We start from the raw sequence: 23,604 nt of genomic DNA on the forward strand, positions 1-23,604 counted from the left end.
TGCAAAACTTTTAACTGGAGACAAAAATGAGACTGAAAAAACAGATGACTTTGATAGCGCTGGTCATTGGCGCAGCACTGACTTCCGTTGTGCATGCAGCCGATGAAGTCTTGGTGCTCGGGGTCAACGATGCGTTGACCGGTGGTGGTGCTGTTTATGGCTTACCGCAAGCTAACGCAGTACAAATGGCGGCTGATGAGATCAACGCGGCAGGCGGCATAAAGGCCGGTGCAACCACCTACAAACTCAAGGTCATTACTTCGGACGACAAAGCTAACCCAACTGAGGCTACCAATAGTGTGCGCAAGCTGATCGACCGTGATAATGTGAAATACCTTTTGGGTTTTTGCTGCTCCGGTTCAACCAGTGCTGTGGCATCCTTCATTGCCAAAGAGGACGCATTGATGTTGGTCGGTAATGCTGCTGAGCGTGCCATTACGGCTCAGGGAATTCCTAATGTATTCAGGACGCGTCCTCCAGCAGACTTCACTGGCGCTGCAGCCGGTACATTTGTCGCACAAAAGGGTGCTCGAAATGTCGCTGTCATTGGCGCTTTAGAGGTTGGTTTTTATACCCAATACGTCGACGCGTTTGAAAAAGAATTAAATAAAGTGGGCGGCAAGATCATTGCAAAAGAAGCATTTGGTCTTCGTGATCGCGATATGACACCGCAATTGACAAAAATTCGCGGACTCAAACCTGATGCCATCTTGGTCGTGGGTTACGTTGAGCCAGCGGCATTTGTTTACCGTCAAGCAGTGGAGTTGGGTCTAAATGTTCCGCGTTACGGTTTTACAAGTGGTAGTGAGGAGCAGTTCCTCAAAGTGGTGACGAGTGCGCAAATGGAAGGTGTTTGGGATCTACGCCCAACAGAGCTGACCGTAGAGGCTTTGGGGCCTCAGGCCAAGGCTTACGAAGCCAATTACAGAAAAAAATTCGACCAAGCGCCTACACCTAGCTCGCCCTACGCTTATGACCAAGTTTATGTGTTGAAAAATGCCATCGAGCGCGCAGGTAGCGCAAAGGATGCCAAAAAAGTGGCTGACGCAGTCCGTACTTTGCCTATTCCCAAGGAAGCTGTCATGAAGTACATGGCAAACGATGGAGGTGCCATGTTTGACCAGAACGGTCAGGCTTATACGACCAATGGTGCTTTCCAGTGGCAAAAGGGCAAGTGGGTCTTCGTGTCCGAATTGCCATCCGATAACAAAGCTTATTCACAATTTTTGCGCAGTATTCGCAAATAGGTCCTGAGCTTTAATGGCCAATAACCCGCGACTCAGTTTGTAGCTGAGTCGCGAGGTTTTCTGTCTTCCTCAGTTGGCACATCCGAACGGTGAAATGCGATGAATGAATTACTGCAACAAATATTCAATGGACTAACCATTGGTTCCGTCTACACATTGGTAGCGCTCGGACTCACAGTGGTTTTTGGAATTTTAGGTATAGCGCATTTTGCGCATGGCTCCTTGGCCATGTTTGGAGGGTACTTAACGTTTGTATTTTCCACTTCGATGGGGCTTTCATTTTTTACAAGTATTGCAATGGCTATGCCAGTAGGTGCTGTGATGGGCATGCTCATAGAGCGCTTGGCTTATCGACCTGTACGTGATGCACCACACATCAATGCCTTCATCATCGCTTTAGGTTTAACAATGATGCTGGAGGGCGGCAACTTACTGCTGTTTGGTGCCGATCAGGTGATCATTCAAACGCCATATCAACAGGTGTTTGATTTTGGAGGAATCTTCGTTGCGCAGTTACGAATGGTTGTAATCGTTACAGCAGTCACATTGGTCGCAGTTGTGACGGTACTTCTTTTAAAGACGAAAACGGGAAAGTCTGTTCGCGCTGTGGCTCAAAACCGGCATGCAGCGGTGCTGATGGGTGTCAATGTGAACTTTGTTTCATCTGTTGTATTTGCTATTTCTTCCGCCCTAGGGGTGGCTGCAGGTGCGCTCATTGGCGCTTTGTTAGCTCTTGCACCTGGCGTCGGTGAAAGTTTTGCGGTGAAAGGTTTTGCCGTCTTGATATTGGGTGGACTTGGATCATTACCAGGTGCAATTTTGGGTGGCTTGGTTTTGGGTGTCAGCGAGTCCTTGGCAGCAGGTTTTTTATCGTCAGCCTATAAGGATGTGATTTCCTTCTTAATCATGATCTTGGTCTTGCTGGTCATGCCACAAGGCTTGATGGGGAAAAAATGAGACGCCTTTTTACCAATCCTTTGATGTTGAGTTTTGCTGCCGTAGCAGTTGCTTTGGTATTGCCTCATGCCTTCAAATCTCCTTATTACATTCATTTGATGACCTTGGCTTTGATTTGGATTGTGCTTGCGCAAGGCCAAAATTTAACGCAAGGTTTCATAGGTTATGTGTCGATTGCTCAAGCGGGATTTATGGGTATTGGTGCCTACATATCCACCCTATTGACAATGAACTTTGGTATTTCTGTTTGGGTAACGCTAGTGGTTGCGCCTTTGCTGACTGGGGTCATGGCAATAGTTGCGGGGTATCCGAGTCTTCGCGTCAAAGGACACTACTTTTCAATCGTCACGCTAGCCTACAACATGGTTATTTTTATTGTGCTGATGACGTTTCGCGCGCTGACTGGAGGCGAAGCCGGCATACCTGATGTGCCCCGCCCGAGCGAGCTGACATTTTTTGGGCATGTCTTCAATTTTGAGGGTCGCAGCAATCTCAACTATTACGCTCTTGCTTTGTCTGCAGCAGTATTGGCAACCATTTTTTGCGCCTTGGTACTGCACTCCCGTGCTGGACGGGTGATGTTGGCGATACGCCAAAACGAAGATCTGGCAGAAGCCATGGGTGTCATGACTTCACGCTACAAGTTGTTTGCGTTTGTGATGAGTTCAGTTTTGGCTGGTTTGGCTGGGACTCTTTATGCGCATTACATCGGCTTTTTAAATCCCGAGCCGTTTGGCGTCGATCAATCTTTAAACATTATTTTGGCGGTCATTTTGGGCGGTAGCGGGACGCTAACAGGCCCCATAGTTGGGGCAGTTTCTGTCACATTCTTGCCAGAGCTTTTAAGGTTTGCTGACAGTTTTAGGCTCATCACATATGGTTTGATTTTGGTGGTCGCGACTATCTTCTTGCCCAAGGGGCTGGTGCCGTTGATTGCTTCCATTTGGCGGTGGTTACGTTCGAGTCAATCCATCGCAAGTGATAACAAGCCAACAAGCAAGGCATGATGAAATGACCTTAGATACAGAAGAGATGTCCAAGCGTGGGGCAAGCGTATTTGAAAAAGCGGATCAATTTGCGCAACTGCACCTAGTTCCGAACGCACCGCAATGGGGGCGGGGTCTTTTTGATCGACGTGCATTGTTTGAGCCTGCTGGTGCTGCGGGATTATTGAGCCTACAAGTGCCGCTTGACTTAGGTGGATTTGCATTGTCTTTTGGTGACAAGGTACAGGTGTTGCACAAGCTAGCGCTGATTGATTTCAGTGCTGCTATGGCATTGGTGAATTCACACAACGTTGCAGTTCAGTTGGTGAAAGCATCGCCCAATGAGTTGTCACCTCTTTATTTGAATGATTTATTGCGTGGCAACTTCGTTGCATGCACTGCTCTGACTGAGCCTGGCGCTGGATCAGATTTAGGGCAAATTCAAACCACAGCCATCCAAAATGGCGATGGTTGGATGCTGAACGGGTCAAAGACTTGGATCATCAATGCTGCTCATGCTGACGGTGTCGTGGTTTACGCACAAACTCAAGTGGGTTCAGGAGTCAAAGGAATTGCGGCATTTTTTATCCGTGCTGACTCTCCAGGTTTCCAGCGTGTTGCCATTGCCACCAGTAGCGCCCTGAGTAGCATGGGTATTGGTGGATTTCGCTTGACAAATGTCTATTGCGATTCATCTCACCTCTTGTACGAACCAGGAAAAGCGATTGTTGACATCATGGGTGCTATCAATCGTGCGCGCACTTATGTTGCGGCAATGTGTTGCGCTATGGTGTCTCAAGCTTTGACTGATGTTTGCGTTTATGGGCAAAAGCGAACTGCATTTGGCCAGTCATTAGATCAATACCAAGGCTGGCGTTGGCAGGTAGCGCAAGCAGCAACAGCATTACAAGCGGGTGAGCTATTGGTGAGGGAGGCGTGTGACCTCATTGACAACAGTGGTGAGGTTCAAGTTGCTGCGGCCCAAGCGAAACTTTATGCAACAAGTATGGCTCAGACTCAATTGGGAACTCTCCTGCACGCTATGGGGGCGGAAGGATTTTTGGATCGCTATGCTTTTTTAAGGCATCTCACTGCAGCCCATACAGCTTCATTAGCTGACGGATCGACTGCAATGCTGCTGGAGCGTGTGGCAAATGACTTTCGTTTCAAACCAGGAGCAATCTAGATGCGCGTTTTTCAAATTGAGGGGGAGTGGGGAATTGACAACCTAAAACTTTCACAGCGTCCTGAGCCGACAGCGAGGGATGGTGAAGTCTTAGTTCGAATGCGCGCTTCTTCGCTCAATTACCGCGACCTCGTTGTGCCAGAGCGCGGCTATGGTAGCTATACCGGTCAATTGCCATTGATTCCCATCTCTGATGGTGTTGGGGAAGTTATTGAAGTTGGGGTAGGCGTTTCGCGTGTTCAGATAGGTGATCGAGTCTGCCCCACATACTTTCAGGGTTGGATCGGGGGCGAACCAGATTTGCAGAGACTCACCCAATCTCTGGGGGGGCCTATTGATGGGACCATGACAGAAGTGATGTGTCTGTCTGAACAGGGCTTGGTTCGAGTCCCTGACTACCTGAACGATATCCAAGCTGCAAGCCTTCCTTGCGCCGCATTGACTGCTTGGAGTGCTGTGGTCACTAATGGTTATGTCAAAACAGGCGATCGAGTTTTAGTGCAAGGATGCGGCGGCGTTGCTTTGTTTGCACTGCAGTTCGCCAAAAGTTTAGGAGCACATGTCACCGTCATCAGTTCAAGCGAAGAGCGAATGGATCGCGCAGTCGCCTTGGGTGCTGATGCCGTGATTAATTACCGTGAACAGCCCGAATGGGCAAAAGCCACCCGAGAGATTACTCAGGGGCGTGGTTACGATTTGATTTTGGAGTTAGGTGGTGAAAAAACACTTCCACAATCTCTTCGCTGCATTCGACCAGGCGGTACTTTGGCAATGATTGGCATCTTGTCGGGAAGCAGTGTAAACACCTCTTTAGGCCACATCATCACACGCCAAGTGCGTCTTCAAGGCATAACCGTTGGGCACCGTGATGGCATGGAGGCTATGTTGCGTGCCATGGCGCAGCATCAGATCCTGCCTGTGACCGATAAGGTGTTTGCATTCGAGGAACTCAAAGAAGCCATGACCTATTTGAAGAGCGGTGCTCAGTTCGGCAAAGTCTGTATTGCCCATTAAAAATGGGGGCTTGATGCTAATTCCTATTCAACCTGTCAACGTTGATCCTGAAAAAGTCGCATTTCAGATGTGCGAGAGTGGTGAGCAAGTCACATACGCACAACTCGAAGACCGTGCTAACCAAGTTGCGCATTTGGTTTCAGATTTAGGCATCCTTCCAGGCGACCATGTGGCCGTGCTGATGAATAACTGCCGTGAATTACTGGAGCTTTGCTTTGGTTTGGATCGAAGTGGCGTGTATTACACACTGATCAGTACCCGCCTGGCAGCCGATGAGATTGAATACATCATCCGAGATTGCGGTGCACGCTTGTTTGTTTATTCGGTAACTTTGGATTCTGTTGACCAAGATTTGTTCTCCAAGCTACCCAGTTCGCTTCAGTGCATGAGCTTAGGTGCATGTGTTGAAAAAAAGGCGCATGGAGATTGGATTGCTCAATGTGCGAAAAAACCGACATCTGCACTTGAACGACCTTTCCAAGGCAGTGACATGCTTTATTCGTCGGGCACAACTGGACGCCCAAAAGGGGTGCTGTGGCCACTGCCCAAGACAGCGGCAGGACAACGAACCATGTTGGTGACGTTGCTGTCGCCACTGTTTGGATACGACGCAGACAGTCATTACTTGTCTACCGCGCCTCTCTACCATGCTGCTCCTCTGCGTCACAGCATGACGGTGATCAAGATGGGTGGAACCGTTACGGTCATGGAGCGATTTGATGCACTTCTGGCCCTGCAGACGATTGAGCGATGCCGCATCACCCACAGTCAATGGGTGCCCACGATGTTTGTGCGATTGCTCAAACTTGACCTAGCCATACGTGAAAAATTCGATCTGTCATCCATGAAAATGGCGGTGCATGCTGCCGCCCCTTGTCCAGTTGATGTGAAAGAACAAATGATGCAATGGTGGGGGCCAATCGTGCACGAATACTATGCAGGGACTGAAAACAACGGTTTTTGTAGCATCACTCCCGCTGAGTGGTTGCAGCACAAAGGGTCGGTGGGTCGTGCTTCACAAGGCAAGCTGCACATTTGTGATGAAGAAGGAATTCCTTTAGAGGTAGGTCAGCTAGGAGCTGTGTATTTCTCTGATGGTCCCCAGTTCACTTATCACAACGACCCCGTGAGTACCGCACAAACACGTAACTCCTTGGGCTGGACGACCCTCGGTGACATTGGCTACCTGGATGAGCAAGGTTATCTCTATTTGGTAGACCGAAAAGCCTTCATGATCATTAGCGGTGGCGTCAACATTTATCCCCAAGAAATCGAAAACGTGTTGCTACAACACCCGAAAGTATTGGACGCAGCTGTTGTCGGTGTTCCCAATAATGATTGGGGTGAGGAAGTTAAAGCCGTTGTACAACCAGTCCACGCATCCGATATTGGCCCAGCTTTGGCGCTAGAGCTACAGACATTTTGTCGGGAAAAATTAGCAGACTTCAAATGTCCGCGATCGATAGATTTCGACTTAGAGCTCCCGCGTTTGCCTACAGGAAAGCTTTATAAAAAATTGGTTAAAAAACGCTACTGGCCGCAATAAGCCTTATAAAAAATCACAAGCCAATTGGAGAATCTTACATGTCAGAACACCTCACCAGTCATGTGGCATTGAGTCCCAGCAGAAGCGGCAATCGCGCCGCAACACGGACAGATACTCGAAATGCTTTGGTTTGGTGTGGAACCGAACTTTTGACTGAGCGCGGGTTTCAAATAACGGGTATTGATGAAGTGCTCAAGCGTGTCGGCGTACCCAAAGGCTCTTTCTACTATTACTTTAAAAGCAAAGATCATTTTGGACATGCCGTCATCGACAACTATGAAGCGTATTACGCAAAAAAAATGGACCGTATTTTTAATGACCATTCACAATCGCCGCTGCAGAGATTGGTCAATTTCACTGTGAATGCCAAAAATGGCATGGTCAAGTTTGATTTCAAGCGGGGCTGTCTTATAGGCAACCTTGGTCAAGAACTTGCTGCCCTCGATACGCAGTTTCGTGAACGACTAGAAGGTGTGTTGCTTTCATGGGAGAAACGTGTTGCAGATTGCCTGGCTGAAGCGATCGATATCGGCGAAATAGCACCGGAGCAGGATCCCCAAGCACTGTCGCGTTTTTTTTGGGTCGGTTGGGAGGGTGCCATATTGCGTTCAAAGCTTATGCGCAGCTTGGAGCCGATAGATCAATTCACGTCGATCTTCTTTAGATCTGTATTGATTAATTAATTTTTAAAAAATGATCTCACACCAAAAGAACAGCTCTCGTCAGTTTATTCTTGCCCTAGATCAAGGCACCAGTTCTAGCAGGGCGTTGGTCTTTAACCACCGCGGTGAGGTTGTGGCTCAGGCACAGAAACCATTGACGCAACATTACCCTAAGCCTGGATGGGTGGAACACGACGCGCTGGAAATTTGGCAAAGTCAACTGACTGTGGCGAAAGCTGTCATTGATCAAATTGGTTCATCGGAATCAATCATTGCACTGGGCATGACTAACCAAAGAGAAACAACTGTCATATGGCACCGCAAAACAGGTCTGCCGATTCACCGAGCTTTAGTATGGCAAGACCGACGAACTGCCCCCGAGTGCGAACGTCTGCGATTAGCAGGCAAATCAGAAATGATTCAGGCCAAGACAGGGTTGGTTTTAGATGCTTATTTCAGCGCTAGCAAGGTCGCTTGGTTACTAGATAACGTCTCAGGTGCACGAGCAATGGCAGAAGCTGATGAACTGGCTTTTGGCACGATAGACAGTTGGTTGCTTTGGAATCTCACACGAAGTGTGCAAAGTTCGAGCGAAGATCTTGCCGTGCACGCTACTGATGTTTCAAATGCTTCACGCACCATGCTATGGAATATCCATCAAGGTGATTGGGATGATGAGTTGCTTGAGCTTTTTCGTATCCCCCGTTCCCTTTTGCCTGAAGTTCGTCCAAGCAGTGGGGATTTTGGGTTTGCCCGTCAACTAGGCGGCCTACCCATCATGGGCATTGCTGGAGATCAACAAGCCGCCGCATTCGGTCAAGCTTGCTGGACCCCAGGCATGGTGAAAAACACCTATGGGACGGGTTGTTTTTTGCTGTGCAACACGGGGCAGCAACCCGTGTTATCTCAGCACCATTTACTTAGCAGCGCTGCATGGAAATTGAGTTCATCGCAGATCAATCCAACTCAATACTGCCTTGAGGGCAGTGTTTTTATGGGCGGGGCTATCGTTCAATGGTTACGAGATGAATTGGGCATCATCTCCGAAGCACGTGATGTGGAAGCTTTGGCTTGTAGTGTTCCAGATAACGCCGGAGTTATGTTGGTTCCCGCTTACACAGGATTGGGTGCACCTTATTGGGATGCGTCTGCGAGAGGCACCTTGCTTGGTTTGACACGGGGCAGCAATAAAGGTCACATCGCCAGAGCTGCCCTGGAGGGTATTGCGCACCAAGTCTGTGATGTTTTGCAGGCCATGTCTGCAGACTTGTCCGCACAATCTGGCGCTGACATTTTGGAGCTGCGTGTAGATGGCGGCGCGAGCCAAAATAATCTGTTACTCCAAACACAAGCCAATTTATTGCAGATACCTGTGGTTCGGCCACAGATCACAGAGACAACAGCCTTGGGCGCCGCTTACCTTGCAGGGCTGGCAGCGGGCTTTTGGCAAAGTCAAAACGAATTGACACAATTTTGGAAAGTCGATCGTCGCTTCGAACCAGAGTCAGGCAGTGATTCATGGCGCCGCCTAGAGCGAGAACGCTGGGCTATGGCGATAGAAAAGTCACGAGGTTGGGGGTAAATGCAAAAATCAAATAACTACAAAAAAGCAGGCAGCACTCAAGGTCTAAGCCGCGACCAAACATGGCAAGCGCTGCAAGAAGAACCATCATGGGACATTTGTGTTGTTGGCGGTGGCGCAACTGGTTTGGGTATAGCGCTGGATGCAGCGGCTCGGGGTTTTAGCGTTGTATTGGCAGAGGCCGAAGACTTTGCCAGCGGTGCCAGTTCTCGATCTTCAAAAATGTTGCATGGAGGTGTTCGCTACCTACAGCAACTCGATTTTGCACTCGTCAAGGAGGCGTTACATGAACGCGCTACTGTGCTTGCGAACGCACCTCATGTGGCTAGAGCGTTGTCATTTGTAATACCCTGTGAAACTCTAGCGCATGCAGCCTTTTACGGTAGCGGACTCAAACTGTATGACCTGCTCGCTGGACGGCACAATGTGGGTCGTTCTCATTACATCCCAGCCATAGATATCAACGTTCAGGCAAACGCCTTAAAAGCTAGCCCCCATGGCATCCAGTACTACGATGGAATTTTTGATGACGCTCGTCTGGCGCAATCAATTGCGCTTAGCGCTAGGCAGCGGGGTGCAGTGTTGATGAATTACTGCCGTGCCGAGATGAATGGTCAAGCCGATGACGGTTTTGATTTGGTCAGTCTTACCCGAAAGGACAACTCTGCACAACACACCTTACGCGCACGATGCACCATTTTCGCGACGGGCGCTTGGAGTGGGGAGCGAGTTGCAATTGCGCGAGGTAGTCATATTGTTTTGCGAGATATCGGCCTTTCCAGTGGCGTCTTGCTTCCTAAAACCCCAGATGGCCGTGTACTCTATATGCTGCCATGGCTTGGTCACACCTTGATTGGAACGACTGACATCAGCGTCAGCTGTCCAGATTACAGCGAGACAGCACCACAAGATGATATTGATTGGTTGCTGCGAACTTCCAGCCAAGCCCTTAAAAAACCGCTCTATGCAGCGCAAATCACAGCAAGTTTTGTTGGGTACCGTCCCTTGGTTCGAATGCCAGGAGCAGGAAAAAACTCTTCTCAATTTTCACGAGCTCATCTTGTTGAACGAGTCGCAGAGCGCACGTTGCGTGTGGTCGGCGGCAAATGGACCACTTATCGTCGGATGGCCCAAGATGCATTGGATGTGGCAATTGAGCATGGCATTTTGCCCAAAGGTAAACCATGTAGCACTGATCAACTTAATCTCAGCGCCAACCCCTTGCTAGACAATGCATGGCTTACTCAAGGGCAATGGAGTGACGAACAGATACAAAAAATCGTTAAAAGCGCTGTGCAGGACGAAGCCGCCTGTAGCGCTGAAGATATTCTCTATCGCCGCCTTCGCACAGGCTTTACAGACCAATCATTGGCGCTCAAGTTGAAGCCTAAAGTCGAGCAATTTTTAAAGCAATTTTGTGGCTAACAACACAGCCGGGATTGGCATTGCACACAATCCAGTAGACAAATAATGTTGTGATAACTGGAGGTATAACAGCGTGACACTAATCCATTTAGTCGCTTGCTTTTACACATCGACCGTGTAATATGTGTGCAATAACTCGATGAAATTCGAGGGCCAAAAGTCACCCAGAAGCCCTCAGCGCAACAATTAGTTGCGTTACAAAGGAAAAAGCACCGCGCAAGGCGATGCTTTTTTAGGTGGCTCCTCGACCTGGGCTCGAACCAGGGACCTACGGATTAACAGAAAGCCAGGCCCGTCAAAAACCCTTATAAATCAATGACTTACGTGTATTTTTGATAACCGTGTAATAATTCGTGTAATAATCCCAAAAGTTACATAATGTAACTTTTCAGCCAAAACACCCAAATTTGCGATTCCCTGCGTGATTATGCGGGTGAAAGTTCGAGGCCAGGATTGGGGCTCGAACCACTTAAGCGAAAAGTTCGGATCTACGAACAGTTATCGAACCAGATTGAGTGGCTGTTCAAGAGTTAGCAGTCCTTATTCATTCCATGCTTGAGACTATCTCAGATACATCAGACCTTTTTCGTTTGCTTTTATACGTCGTTACTTGACCAAATGTTAGAAAGCACATTGCTTCTTCATTAGGCGTTAGTCTGAAGACTTCACGAACGAAATGGGAATTCATAGCTTGACCACTCGTGATACCACTTCCGATTGAAAGTGTTTGTGCCATTAAAAGCATGTTTTGAATCGCACACCCCAGAGCAATTTGGCGCTCATGCACAGGCACTTGAGGTTCAGTAGGGCCGTGGTCAACTACAGCAAGGATTAAACATGGTGCGCGAAATGCCTTTTCAAACGCAAAATTCCGTTCTGCTTTACTTGCATTTGCATCTCGTTCTTGTAACGCCTGCAAGAAGGCCTGACCTAGCGCCGCTCTTTTTTCTTGGGGTACAAGAATAAAACGCCATGGTTGGATGTTTCCATGATCGGGAGCTTGCGCTGCGGCAGTGAAAATTAGATCCAACTCTTCAGCCGTTGGCCCTGGTGCCACCAGTCGTTTGGGCGCAACATGAGATCTGGCGCACATTTGCGCCAACAGAGCCTTTGCAGCGTCGTTGCTCACGCTCAGTATTGTTTATAGGGTAAGAATTTACCCGACAGCACCACATTGACGCGGTCACCTTTGGGGTCGGGTTGACGCACGATGTCCATCGAGAAATCAATCGCGCTCATGATACCGTCGCCAAACTCTTCGTGAATGAGTTCTTTGATGGTCGTGCCGTACACGCTGACGATTTCGTACCAGCGGTAAATCAATGGGTCGGTGGGCACAGGTGTGGGCAAGGAGCCTTTGTAGGGCACCACTTGCAGCCACTTTTGCTCTTCGGCATCGAGGTCAAAAATTTTGCCAACCACTTTGGCTTGTTTGGCATCTAAGGTCATTTGGCCCAAGCAAGCGGCCGTGGTCCACTCTTTGGAGAGGCCCACTTTTTTGGCAACGTCTTCCCACTTGATACCTTTGGAGACTTTGGTGCTGATGATTTTTTCGGTCACGTCGAGACGGTTCATGATGACTCCTGAGTTGCTTGAAAATATTTAGGCCGCAGCGACGAAGCGCTGGTTGGATTGTTCGAGTTGGAGCAAGCCTTGCAACACATCGCCCACCACGATGACGGAAGGGCTGGCCATTTGGTCACGTATCACTGTGTTGTGTAGATCGCTGAGCGTGCACACCACATGGCGTTGCGTGGGCAGGCTCACATGTTGAATCACTGCCACAGGTGTGTGTGTGCTGAGTCCCTGCAGCAACGAGGCTTGCAGCTGTGCTGCACCGCTCATCCCCATGTAAATCACCAAGGTAAGCTTTGCTTGTGCGGCGGTGTGCGACAACGCCGCCCAGTCCACCGCATCCGTTGCGCCTTGTTTGGCATGACCCGTGATGAACAACACGCCATGTGCATGGGCGCGGTGCGTCAGTGGCACGCCCAGCGATGTGACGCCTGCCAAACCGGCCGTGATTCCGTTGATGACTGTGACATTTACGCCTTGCTGTTGCAGATGCTCCACCTCTTCACCACCACGTCCAAAGATGAACGGGTCGCCGCCTTTGAGGCGCACCACGTTTTCACCTGCCAAAGCTTCTTGCAGCATCAGTTTTTCAATGAAAGCCTGAGGTGTGGATTTGCAGCCACCGCGTTTGCCCACATAGATGATGCGTGTAGAGGGCGAGGCATTAGCCACGATGGCGTCACTCACCAAATCGTCGACGAGCAACACGGTGGCAGCGGCAATGGCTTTGACGGCTTTGAGTGTGAGTAGCTCAGGGTCTCCTGGGCCAGCGCCTACAAGTGTGACGTGGGGTTGCTGGTGTGTCTGCTGCTTTATCATGTCGTGCTCTCGGTGAGTTGAATCATGCGGCGCAGTTCAGGCACGCACGAGCCGCATTGGGTACCGCACTTGAGCGTGCCTTGTAAGGAGGCTAAGCGTTGTGCGCTGTCGCCTTTGTAAATCTTGAGGTGGTTGTGAATGGCAATGTCTTTCACCCCCACACAGCTGCACACCGTGTTGCCCGAATCGACCAAGGCTACCGGTGGTTTGCTGCCGGTCATCAACAAGCGACGACCGTAGGCCTGGGTTGACGCTTGGGTTTGCAGCAAGGCTTTGAGCCACGTTTCGGCCGAGGTGTCGCCTGCAATGAGGAAGGCGCTGAGTTGTGTGTCTTTGGTTGGATTGGCATCGCTATGTTGCAATCGCAGGCTTCGTAGTTGGCTGCGTTTGGCATCGACGTAGCGCAGGCTGTCTGTACCGTTAAGCCGTAAGAGTTGTTCAATGTCATGCAGTAGCGCCATATCAGCCACTTCGCTGCAGGCTGCACGCATCAACACACCCTGACGTGCTTGGCCCTCAATAGGTGTATCACTGAAAGGTACACAGCTGGCGAATTCAAACTGCACCATGCGCGCACGCAGATTTTGTAAAGTGATTTGTGCTTTTTTCTCGGGCAGCCACGCCACGGCGAGTAAAGTCCAAGGCAATTCGGCTTTGAGTACTTTGACCGCCGCATGCTTGAGCTCAGGCTGCTTCGAGGTTGGGCAATACGCCGAGGTGGTGATGGCGTTCACCCCCGCGAGAGGTTTGTTTTGGTGGTCACGTCCACTCAAAAACGCTGCGCCCCAATGCATGGCAATAAACGCTTGGTGTACGCCAAGGTCAGCACTGGCTTGGGCAGGCAACACGATCGACCCACGTTTGCTAGTGACGTGTACCAAAGTGCCCTCATTAAAGCCAAGCCGCGACATGTCGTCTGGGTGCAGTTGCACCATGGGTTCGGGCACGTGGCCAAACAGTTTTCCTACCAAGCCTGTGCGCGTCATGCCATGCCACTGGTCGCGTAAGCGGCCTGTGTTGAGCGAGAACGGAAAGCGCGATTCACGCACATCTGCAGTGGGCACATAAGGCAGGGCTGCAAATTTGGCGCGACCATTGGCGGTGGCAAATAGGCTGTCTTCATACAAACGCGCTTGCCCTTGTGTGGCACCTTCGCGCATGGGCCATTGCTCAGGGCTTTGGTCTAAATGCGCGTAGCTCAGGCCGGTGATGTCAAGGTCGCGACCACGGGTGGATTCGCGATGCTCCACCCAAATTTCCTCGGGCGAGGTGTAGGCCATGTGCAGGCCGTCTTTGTGCGGGGCTACGCCTGGCTCTTGTGCCAACCGTGTGGCCAAGTCCACCACGATTTGCCAATCGTGTTTGGCTTGTCCAGGTGCAGGTACAGCCGCACGCACGCGGGTGATGCGACGTTCGCTATTGGTGACGGTGCCTTCTTTTTCGCCCCAGGTGGTGGCGGGTAGCAGCAAGTCGGCGAAGTCGCAGGTCTCTGCGGTTGCAAAGGCTTCTTGCACCACCACAAACTCGGCGCGTTCTAAAGCACGGCGGACCGTGGCTTGGTCGGGCATAGATTGGGCGGGGTTGGTGCAGGCAATCCACAGCGCTTTGATTTCACCGTCAGCGGCGGCTTCAAACATTTCCACGGCGGTCTTGCCGGGCTTAGATGGCACATCGTCAATGCCCCACAGGGCAGCCACTTCGGCGCGGTGTTCGGGGTTGCTAATGTCGCGGTGTGCGCTGATGAGGTTGGCTAAACCACCCACTTCACGGCCACCCATGGCATTGGGTTGGCCCGTCAGCGAGAAGGGGCCTGCGCCCGCTTTGCCAATTTGCGCCGTTGCCAAATGCAAGTTGATGAGCGAAGCGTTTTTGGCGGTGCCGCTGCTGGATTGGTTCAAGCCTTGGCAATACAGGCTGAGCGTACGCCACGCGGGTTTGGGCGTGTAGGCCTCGTTGAGGTCGGGTACTCCTGCAAACCAGCGTGTCGCTTGCATCAGTTGTTCAGGATTGATACCGCAGATCTCGTGCACACGGGCGGGTGTGTAGTCGGCCACCAAAGTTTCCAGCGCGTCAAAGCCTTCTGTGTGCGCGGTGATGTAGGCTTTGTCTACCCAGCCTTCGGCCAGCATCACATACAGCATGCCGTGAAACAGCGTCACGTCGGTGCCAGGTTGCAATGCCAAGTGCAGGTCGGCGCTGCTAGCGGTGTCGGTGCGGCGTGGGTCGGCCACGATGATTTTGAGTTTTGGGTTCTTAGCGCGTGCATCTTCGATGCGTCTGAACAGAACAGGGTGTGCGTACGCTGCGTTGCTGCCCGCGATGAACAAGCAATCGGCGTGCATCACGTCGTCGTAGCATGCGGGTGGCGCGTCGGCACCTAGGGTGAGCTTGTAGCCCGCCACCGCGCTGCTCATGCACAGGCGCGAGTTGGTGTCGATGTTGTTGGTGCCCAGCAAGCCTTTGGCCAATTTGTTGAACACGTAATAGTCTTCAGTCAGCAATTGGCCCGACACATAAATGCCAAGCGCATCTGCTCCGTGTGTGCGCACGATGTTGCCCAGTGTTTGGCTGGCCAATTGCATGGCACTGTCCCACGTTGTTGGCTGCAAACTGCCGCCACGCACTAAGCGACGCATGGGTTGTAGCAAACGTGTTTGTGCAGCTATGGAAGGGCTGGCCGATAGGTGCAATGCAGCCCCTTTGCTGCACAAGCGCCCAAAGTTAGCTGGGTGCGCAGGGTCGCCGCGCACACCGGTGATGTGGCCCGCGTTTGATTCGATGATGATGCCACAGCCCACACCGCAATAGGGGCAGGTTGAACGCGTTTCTTTCATGGGTTCTTTCGAGCCGTTGGTGTGTTTCAGTTCGCGACAGTGGCGTCGTCAATGGCGAGCGTGTTGAGCTCGTTCACATTCAAGGCCACTTCGCCATTTTCTACACGCACCGCAAAGCGGGTGGTGCAGCCAACGTCTGGGGCGTGTGCGCAGCCGTCGGCTAAACCGATGTTCCAGTTGTGCAGTGGGCACACCACGGTTTCGCCAAACACCAAGCCTTGACTTAATGGTCCCCGTTTATGTGGGCATTGGTCCAGTAGGGCAAAGACCTTATCTTCGGCATTACGAAACACCGCCACTTCTACACCCTTGGCGCGCTGCACGCGACGTGCGCCCAGCACGGGGATGTCATCCACTTTACAAATGACTTTCCAGTCGGTCATGGTGTGTGTCCTTAAATGGTGATGGCTTCAAACTGGCGCGTATCGACTTGCGCTTTGTCGAACTCAAACCATGGATCTGGTTCGCCGTCGAGAGTGAATTGCAAGCGTGCCCACAAGGCTTTGCGGCCTGTTTCGTCGTCTAAGATTTTTTTCTTCACGTAGTCCATGCCCACGCGGTTCACGTAGTGCACGGTGCGCTCTAAATACCAACCTTCTTCTCGGTAGAGCTGCATGAAGGCGCCGGTGTACTCCATCACTTCTTCGGAGGTTTTAACCTTCACAAAGAACTCTGCCACTTCGGTTTTGATGCCGCCATTGCCGGCGATGTACATCTCCCAGCCGCTGTCCACGCCGATGATGCCCACGTCCTTGATACCCGCTTCTGCACAGTTGCGCGGGCAGCCCGACACGGCGAACTTCACCTTGTGTGGGGCATACATGCGCCACATGGCTTTTTCTAAATCCTTGCCCATCTGCGTGCTGTCTTGCGTACCCATGCGGCACCACTCGCTGCCCACGCAAGTTTTGACCGTACGCAAGGCCTTGGCGTAGGCATGACCGCTGGGCATGCCAATGTCTTTCCACACATTGACTAAGTCTTCTTTCTTCACGCCGAGCAAGTCAATCCGTTGACCACCCGTGACTTTGACAGTGGGGATCTTGTACTTGTCCACCACGTCGGCGATGCGGCGCAATTCATCGGCGGTGGTCTCGCCACCCCACATGCGCGGGATGACGCTGTAGGTACCGTCCTTTTGGATGTTGGCGTGGCTGCGCTCGTTGATGAGGCGGCTTTGCGGGTCATCCAAGGCTTCTTTAGGCCAGCTACTCATACGGTAATAGTTGATGGCAGGACGGCACGTGGCGCAGCCTGTGGCTTTGGTGTCCGGGCTTGGTTTTTTCCAATTCAAAAATTCAAACACTGACTCGTTGGTCAACAGCTTGCTCTGCGAAATCGCGTCGCGCACTTCTTGGTGGCTGTGCTCGGTGCAACCGCAGATGGCTTTTTTCTTCGGCGTGGCCGAGTAGTCGCCGCCCGCAGTGAACATCAAAATTTGTTCTACCAAGCCCGTGCAGGAGCCGCACGACGCGCTAGCTTTGGTGTGTTTGCGCACCTCATCCAAAGTGAACAAACCTTTGTCCTTGATGGCTTTGCAAATCGCGCCTTTTTTCACACCGTTGCAACCGCACACCTCGGCATCGTCGGGCATGCTGGCGGCTTTGCTGTGACCTTCATGGCCTACGTCGCCAATGTTGGATTCACCAAACATCAGCTTCTCGCGAATGTCCGCCACGCTGCGTCCATCGCGCAGCAGCTTGAAGTACCAGCTTCCGTCCACGGTGTCGCCATACAAACACGCACCCACCAATTGGTCGTTGCGGATGACGAGTTTTTTGTATACGCCTTCGTGCGGGTCGCTCAACACAATCTCTTCGGTGCTGCCATCGTCACTGCCCATGAAGTCACCTGCGCTGAACAAATCGATGCCAGTGACTTTGAGCTTAGTTGAGGTTAGCGAGCCGGTGTAGCGGCCAATACCGAACTCGGCCAAATGGTTGGCCAAAACCTTGCCTTGTTCAAACAAGGGCGCCACCAAACCGTAGGCAATTCCACGATGGGCGGCGCATTCGCCAACGGCGTAAATTCGCGGGTCAGTTACGGTTTGCAGTGTGTCGCTGACCACAATGCCGCGCTCGCAATGCAGGTGCATTTTTTCGGCCAATGCTGTGTTGGGGCGAATGCCCACGGCCATTACCACCAACTCGGCGGGCACGTGTGAGCCATCTTTGAATAATACCGACGTCACGCGCCCGTTTTTGTCAGCTTGCAATTCTTGGGTGTGTGCCTGCATGCGGAACTGCATGCCGCGTTCTTCGAGTGAGCGTTGCAACAAGCCGCCTGCGACTTTGTCGAGCTGCCGTTCCATTAACCATTCGCCGACGTGCACCACGATGACGCTCATGCCGCGTTTCATCAAACCATTGGCGGCTTCTAGACCCAGCAAACCGCCGCCAATCACCACCGCGTGTTTGTATTTCTTGGCGGCATCAATCATGGCCTGTGTATCGGCGATGTCGCGGTAGGCCAGGACGCCGTCTAGCTCTCGACCCGGTATCGGAAGCATGAAGGGGTTAGAGCCGGTGGCCAAAATCAAGCGGTCATATGGTGCGCTTTGAACTTCGCCTAAGGCGTTGGTGGCATGCACCACTCGCTTGACGCGGTCCACCTCGGTCACAGTCCAGCTGGTGTGTAGCGTGATGTGGTTGTCTGTGTACCAGTCGATTGGGTTGAGGATGATTTCATCCAAGGTTTGCTCACCCGCCAATACCGGCGACAACAAGATGCGGTTGTAGTTGGGGTGGGGTTCAGAGCCAAAGACCGTCATGTCGTAAAGATCGGGCGTGAGTTTGATGAGCTCTTCGAGGGTGCGCACGCCGGCCATGCCGTTGCCCACCATCACGAGTTTGAGTTTTTGCGTCATGGGATGCTCCTCAATGTTTTTCAACGTGCGCTTGGCGCGTATATAAAAAGTCAATCACAGCTTTTCGATATTGCAAATAAGCTGAGTCGTCCGCGAGCGTTACACGTGAGCGAGGGCGGGGCAGCTCGACTCTCAGTATTTCGCCGATGGTGGCTGCAGGTCCGTTGGTCAGCATTACTATCTTGTCGGACAGCAAAACGGCTTCGTCCACATCGTGCGTCACCATGACCACCGTGCTTTGGGTGTTGGCCACAATTGCTAGCAACTCGTCTTGCAGCTTGGCTCGGGTCAATGCATCCAAGGCGCCAAATGGCTCGTCCATCAACAATACTTGCGGCTCCATTGCCAAGGCGCGTGCAATACCCACACGTTGCTTCATTCCGCCTGAGATTTCTCCAGGTCGTTTGAAGGCCGCGTGGCTCAGGCTTACCATCTCTAAGGCCGCATGTGTGCGGGCGGTCAGTTTGGCTTTGTCTTCTTTGGGTTTACCGTCCACGACACCGCTTTGTCCGAACACGCGTTCCACACCGAGGTAGACGTTTTCAAAGCAGGTGAGCCAAGGGAGCAACGAGTGATTTTGAAATACCACCGCACGCTCGGGGCCAGGGCCTGCGATTTCGCGGTTGGCGCAAATCAAATTGCCTTCAGTCGGCATGGTCAAGCCAGCAATCAGGTTAAGTAAGGTGGACTTTCCGCAGCCTGAGTGGCCAATGAGGGTGACAAACTCGCCTTTACTCACATTCAGATCGATGTTGCGCAGGGCAGGGAAATCGCCCTTGGCTGTTTTAAAGGTTTGGGCCACGCCCTGAATTTGCAAATACTTGCTTGTCAACGATGCGTTCATGACTGTACCTCTTCAAATGTGAATGCTGTAGCGAGTTTGATGAGGGCGTACTCCAACACCAAACCAACGACACCAATCACGAAGATGGCGATGATGATATTTTTCACGTTCAAGTTGTTCCATTCGTCCCAAACCCAAAAGCCAATGCCCACGCCGCCTGTCAGCATCTCTGCGGCGACGATGACCAACCACGCCGTGCCTACAGCCAATCGCACGCCAGTCAACATGTAGGGCAATACAGCAGGAAACAAAATCTTGCTGACGATCTTCCACTCGGAGAGGTTGAGCACACGCGCCACGTTCATGTAGTCTTGTGGCACACGTTGCACGCCCACCGCCGTGTTGATGACCATTGGCCAAATTGAGCAAATGAAGATGGTCCAAATGGCCGCTGGGTTAGCGCCTTTAAACACCAACAAACCAATCGGTAACCAAGCCAACGGTGACACAGGACGCAACAAGCTGATAAGCGGATTGAACATGCGTGACAAAAATTCGAAGCGCCCAATTAAGAACCCCAATGGAATACCCACCAAGGCGGCAAGACCAAAGCCCAGTGCCACGCGCTTGAGTGAGCTCCACACGTTCCATCCCACACCTTGGTCGTTGGGGCCATTGCTGTAGAAAGGATTGCTAAACACATCCACGGCTTGCCAGAATGTATCGGTAGGGTTGGGAAAGTTGTTGGTGCTGGTGATGGACACCAGCGACCAAATGCCCACCAGTAATGCCAAGCCCATGAGGGGTGGCACCACGTGTGATGAGAAATTTTTCAAAGAGGTGGGCATGAAATACCTTTAAGCGTGAATCTTGAAACTGTCGGCATATTTCGCAGGGTCTTTGCCGTCCCACACCACACCGTCCATCAACTTACTGCTGCGCAAGTCACTCTTAGGTACGGGTGTTTTGCTGGCTGCTGCCGCTTGTTTAAAAATCTCGGTTTGGTTGATCTCTTTGGCCACCTTTAAATAGTCGGGGTGATCTTTTAGCAAGCCCCAACGCTTGTGCTGCGTGAGGAACCACATGCCGTCAGACAAATAGGGGTAGTTGGCCGTACCGTCGTTAAAGAACTTCATGTGGTTGGGGTCGTCCCACGTTTTGCCCAAACCGTTTTGGTAGCGGCCCAAGATGCGTTGGTTGATCACGTCCACGCTGGTGTTGACATAGGATTTATCGGCGATGGTTTCGGCCATCTTCATTTTGTTTTGCAGTCCCGCATCGATCCACTTGCCCGCTTCTAAGATCGCTGCCGTGACAGCGCGTGCTGTGTTGGGATATTTTTTGACGAAGTCGCCGGTCGTGCCCAGCACTTTCTCAGGGTGGTCACGCCAAATGTCCTGGGTAGTGGCCGCAGTGATACCAATTCCATCGGCAATCGCACGATGGCCCCAAGGCTCACCCACGCAATAGCCGTCCATGTTGCCAACGCGCATGTTGGCCACCATTTGAGGTGGCGGCACGGTGATGACCTTGGCTTCTTTGAGTGGGTTAACGCCTACGCTTGCCAACCAGTAATACAGCCACATGGCGTGTGTGCCGGTAGGGAAGGTTTGCGCGAAGGTGTATTCACGCTTGTCAGTGGCCATCAGTTTGGCCAAACTGGCCGCATCGACCGCGCCTTTGTCAGCGAGTTTCTTAGACAGCGTGATGGCTTGGCCGTTTTGGTTCAAGTTCATCAACACAGCCATGTCTTTCTTAGGACCGGCTGTGCCCATGTGGACGCCGTAAATTAGGCCATACAAGGCGTGGGCAAAGTCCAGTTCACCGTTCACCAACTTGTCACGTACTCCAGCCCAGCTTGACTCTTTAGACGGGATGATCTTCACGCCGTATTTTTTGTCGATGCCCAGTACAGAAGCCATTACCACGCTCGCACAGTCGGTGAGTGGAATAAAGCCGATCTTGACTTCTTCTTTTTCAGGCTTGTCCGAACCTTGCGCATACACCGCAGCACGTAAGGCGGGCGCGATGGTGAGTGCGCTTGCAGTGGCGGCTTGCAATACATTGCGGCGGCTCATGGGTGTCTCCAAAAGTTTCGTCATGACTTCACTCCTAAGTAAAAAAACTGGGGCAGAAACGACAAAGGCGTCCTCACCGCATGCACATGAATTACATGGGTGGGGACGCCGTTGTCCTTGAACCGTTATCGGTTCTTAGCTTTGGGCTTGCAATAGCTGTGCCAGCGTTCTAGGGTTCTCCCGAATGAATATCGCCCCAAGCTGGGGCGTTTGAATGAAACTGCACCAAGAGAGGCGCACCAAACTAGGATATCAGCGCTGCCATGTCAAGAGTGCGCTGAGCGACTTCGCCCATCTTCAAACCCTTGTCCATTGCTATTTTGCGAAGTTTTGTGAAAGCGTCTTTTTCACTCAAACCTTGGCGCTCCATCAATAAGGCTTTGGCGCGATCAACCAGTGTGCGTTCTTGTAACGCGTTGCGAGCATCGTCGCGCTCATCGCGTAAGCGCTCTTCGTATTCAAAGCGAGCCATAGCTACATCTAAGATAGGACGTATGCGGGCGCTTGAGAGTCCGTCCACGATGTAGGCGGAGACGCCGACAGCCACTGCGTCGCGCACGTGCGTGGTGTCGCTGTCGTCTGTGAAAAGCACGATGGGGCGGCGTGCATCGCGGGTGGCGAACACCACGTGCTCTAGAGCATCACGCGCTTCAGACTCGGCGTCCACAATAATGAGGTCGGGCTGCAGTTGATGAATGCGCTCGGCCAAAAACACATCGGCCGGCAATGAGGCAATTAGATTAAATCCGCTTTCTAGCAGCCCTATTCGCAGTGCTCTGGAGCGTTCAGCTTGTGAAATCGCGTGATCATCATTTTGGTCTTGGACATCTAAGTCAGGAACCACAACGACAATTTTTAAAGCAGTCATTTTTTGTGCGGCTCTTTTTTATTTGCGAAATTGCTTTGACCAATTGATTCAAGCAAATATCAAGCCACCATCATTGTTTGTTCGCATTCAGCCAATTTAGTAGGCAGAAATTGAGTCTGATCTCGAACTGGGAGGAGCTCTTGCTGATTGATGTCTGTAGCTTGTTTTTAGCCACTGACCGTGCGATCAAGCGTGTAAAAAATGATAAAAATTGGCCTTAACAGTGATGTAAGTTTTGACCACTAAACCCCTGATTAATAGAAAGCCAGGCTCGTAAAAAATCCCTATAAATCAACAACTTATACGGGTTTTTGATAAACGTGTAATATTTCGTGTAATAACCCCAAAAGTTACATAATGTAACTTTCTGGCCAAAACAGTCAAATTTGCGATTGTCAGCGTCATTATGCAGGTGAAAGTTCGAGGCCAGGCTTGGGGCTCGAACCAGTTGGGGCCGAAGTTCGGATCTACACGCGGGGCTCGAACTTGATCATTTGAGCGGCATCGGAATTGAAAACCGTGGAATACCTCGTGCGATTGATTTGTAGTTCGTAGGCCGCTCATCAATTAATTGGTAAGAACAAGTAAAGCTTCATCTCGGCTGATAGTTTTGTTTTTTACCAATATCGCTAATGTTCGATATAGAGCTTCATGTGTAACGCCAAGTTCTCCTGACAAAGACTTCAATCCCGAACTCACTTGGTACCGTCCGTTCTTGCCCTCTGTGTCGATAAGATGCAGAACACGGTCTTTCACTGACTTCATACTCAAACGCTCGCAGTGAAGACGTAGGCGCTTGACCTCGCTGTTGAGCATATCAATCCAACGACTTGCAAAGTCTGGATCTCGATCAAGAACCACCGCTAATTCTTTTGCTGGTACTTTGATCACGGTCGTATCGGTGATGGCTAGTGCATCGCAGTGGTATTTGGACACCTTGAGACTTGCCTCGCTAACAAAGCCAAGTCGAGTTCTCTGCAGTACAACAGGCTCACCTTGAAGTCCCGTTCGCTCTAGCGTTACTTCACCACTGACCACAAAGAACATCCAGTGAGGCCGTTCTCCAGTGAGAAATAGCCTTTGGTGCTTCTTGTAATAGGCACCCTCGCAAAGTGGATGCATTTGCTTAGGTAAGAGCGTTGTTAACGATGGCGGTAAAAGAATGCTTTTCATAT

Annotated in this window: 20 protein-coding genes; 9 read left to right on the forward strand and 11 right to left on the reverse strand. The window is 51.4% G+C overall.

All coding sequences use genetic code 11. The annotated features are described in order from the left end of the window. The first annotated feature begins 26 nt into the window (after positions 1-26). From V7Q41_RS03230 to V7Q41_RS03270, 9 genes are all read left to right on the forward strand, one after another. Positions 27-1,247, forward strand: coding sequence for an ABC transporter substrate-binding protein (locus tag V7Q41_RS03230; protein WP_333842711.1), 1,221 nt, complete (start codon positions 27-29; stop codon positions 1,245-1,247). A 99-nt stretch (positions 1,248-1,346) separates the two neighbouring features. After that, entirely contained in the window at positions 1,347-2,204 is an 858-nt protein-coding gene (locus tag V7Q41_RS03235) for a branched-chain amino acid ABC transporter permease (protein ID WP_333842713.1), read from the forward strand. Next, on the forward strand, positions 2,201-3,211 hold the full coding sequence (locus tag V7Q41_RS03240) for a branched-chain amino acid ABC transporter permease (RefSeq protein WP_333842716.1): 1,011 nt from the start codon (positions 2,201-2,203) through the stop codon (positions 3,209-3,211). The genes V7Q41_RS03235 and V7Q41_RS03240 overlap by 4 nt, the downstream gene beginning before the upstream one ends. Before the next feature lie 4 nt (positions 3,212-3,215). Next, positions 3,216-4,376, forward strand: a complete 1,161-nt coding sequence (locus V7Q41_RS03245) for an acyl-CoA dehydrogenase family protein (RefSeq protein ID WP_333842718.1) — start codon at positions 3,216-3,218, stop codon at positions 4,374-4,376. Next, positions 4,377-5,390: a zinc-dependent alcohol dehydrogenase family protein gene (locus tag V7Q41_RS03250; RefSeq protein ID WP_333842720.1), complete on the forward strand. Its 1,014-nt coding sequence runs from the start codon at positions 4,377-4,379 to the stop codon at positions 5,388-5,390. Between the two features lie 13 nt (positions 5,391-5,403). Beyond that, positions 5,404-6,936: an acyl-CoA synthetase gene (locus V7Q41_RS03255; protein WP_333842838.1), complete on the forward strand. Its 1,533-nt coding sequence runs from the start codon at positions 5,404-5,406 to the stop codon at positions 6,934-6,936. 38 nt (positions 6,937-6,974) lie between these two features. Further along, the gene (gene acuR, locus V7Q41_RS03260) at positions 6,975-7,619 is read left to right on the forward strand and encodes an acrylate utilization transcriptional regulator AcuR (RefSeq protein WP_333842723.1); all 645 of its coding nucleotides are present in this window, start codon (positions 6,975-6,977) and stop codon (positions 7,617-7,619) included. Positions 7,620-7,629: 10 nt separating this feature from the next. After that, a complete protein-coding gene (glpK, locus tag V7Q41_RS03265) occupies positions 7,630-9,180 on the forward strand; it encodes a glycerol kinase GlpK (RefSeq protein WP_333842725.1) in 1,551 nt (516 codons plus the stop codon). Beyond that, positions 9,181-10,605, forward strand: a complete 1,425-nt coding sequence (locus tag V7Q41_RS03270; protein WP_333842727.1) for a glycerol-3-phosphate dehydrogenase/oxidase — start codon at positions 9,181-9,183, stop codon at positions 10,603-10,605. A 544-nt stretch (positions 10,606-11,149) separates the two neighbouring features. On the opposite strand, the gene V7Q41_RS03275 is transcribed toward V7Q41_RS03270, so the two are convergent. The 11 genes from V7Q41_RS03275 to V7Q41_RS03325 form a co-directional block, all read right to left on the reverse strand. Beyond that, positions 11,150-11,734 (reverse strand): nitroreductase family protein, encoded by a 585-nt coding sequence (locus tag V7Q41_RS03275; protein ID WP_333842729.1) that lies wholly within the window; start codon positions 11,732-11,734, stop codon positions 11,150-11,152. Positions 11,735-11,736: 2 nt separating this feature from the next. Then, complete coding sequence (gene cynS, locus V7Q41_RS03280; RefSeq protein WP_333842732.1) at positions 11,737-12,180, reverse strand: cyanase; 444 nt, start codon at positions 12,178-12,180, stop codon at positions 11,737-11,739. A gap of 27 nt (positions 12,181-12,207) precedes the next feature. Further along, positions 12,208-12,999 carry a uroporphyrinogen-III C-methyltransferase gene (gene cobA, locus V7Q41_RS03285; RefSeq protein WP_333842735.1) on the reverse strand — a complete coding sequence of 264 codons (792 nt, stop codon included), beginning with the start codon at positions 12,997-12,999 and terminating at the stop codon, positions 12,208-12,210. Beyond that, positions 12,996-15,833: a nitrate reductase gene (locus tag V7Q41_RS03290; RefSeq protein ID WP_333842738.1), complete on the reverse strand. Its 2,838-nt coding sequence runs from the start codon at positions 15,831-15,833 to the stop codon at positions 12,996-12,998. The genes cobA and V7Q41_RS03290 overlap by 4 nt, the downstream gene beginning before the upstream one ends. Positions 15,834-15,859: 26 nt before the next feature. Next, positions 15,860-16,216 (reverse strand): nitrite reductase small subunit NirD, encoded by a 357-nt coding sequence (gene nirD, locus V7Q41_RS03295; protein ID WP_333842740.1) that lies wholly within the window; start codon positions 16,214-16,216, stop codon positions 15,860-15,862. A gap of 11 nt (positions 16,217-16,227) precedes the next feature. Beyond that, entirely contained in the window at positions 16,228-18,699 is a 2,472-nt protein-coding gene (gene nirB, locus V7Q41_RS03300; RefSeq protein ID WP_333842742.1) for a nitrite reductase large subunit NirB, read from the reverse strand. 10 nt (positions 18,700-18,709) lie between these two features. After that, positions 18,710-19,543 (reverse strand): ABC transporter ATP-binding protein, encoded by an 834-nt coding sequence (locus V7Q41_RS03305; RefSeq protein ID WP_333842746.1) that lies wholly within the window; start codon positions 19,541-19,543, stop codon positions 18,710-18,712. After that, complete coding sequence (gene ntrB / locus V7Q41_RS03310) at positions 19,540-20,331, reverse strand: nitrate ABC transporter permease (RefSeq protein ID WP_333842748.1); 792 nt, start codon at positions 20,329-20,331, stop codon at positions 19,540-19,542. Before ntrB ends, V7Q41_RS03305 begins: the two co-directional genes overlap by 4 nt. A 9-nt stretch (positions 20,332-20,340) precedes the next feature. Further along, positions 20,341-21,585: a CmpA/NrtA family ABC transporter substrate-binding protein gene (locus V7Q41_RS03315; RefSeq protein ID WP_333842751.1), complete on the reverse strand. Its 1,245-nt coding sequence runs from the start codon at positions 21,583-21,585 to the stop codon at positions 20,341-20,343. A 220-nt stretch (positions 21,586-21,805) separates the two neighbouring features. Then, on the reverse strand, positions 21,806-22,429 hold the full coding sequence (locus V7Q41_RS03320; protein ID WP_333842754.1) for an ANTAR domain-containing response regulator: 624 nt from the start codon (positions 22,427-22,429) through the stop codon (positions 21,806-21,808). Positions 22,430-22,996: 567 nt separating this feature from the next. Next, the gene (locus V7Q41_RS03325) at positions 22,997-23,602 is read right to left on the reverse strand and encodes a Crp/Fnr family transcriptional regulator (RefSeq protein ID WP_333842757.1); all 606 of its coding nucleotides are present in this window, start codon (positions 23,600-23,602) and stop codon (positions 22,997-22,999) included. Positions 23,603-23,604 lie beyond the last annotated feature (2 nt).

Origin of the sequence: Limnohabitans sp., assembly GCF_036804465.1 — a bacterium.
Lineage (GTDB): Bacteria > Pseudomonadota > Gammaproteobacteria > Burkholderiales > Burkholderiaceae_C > Limnohabitans.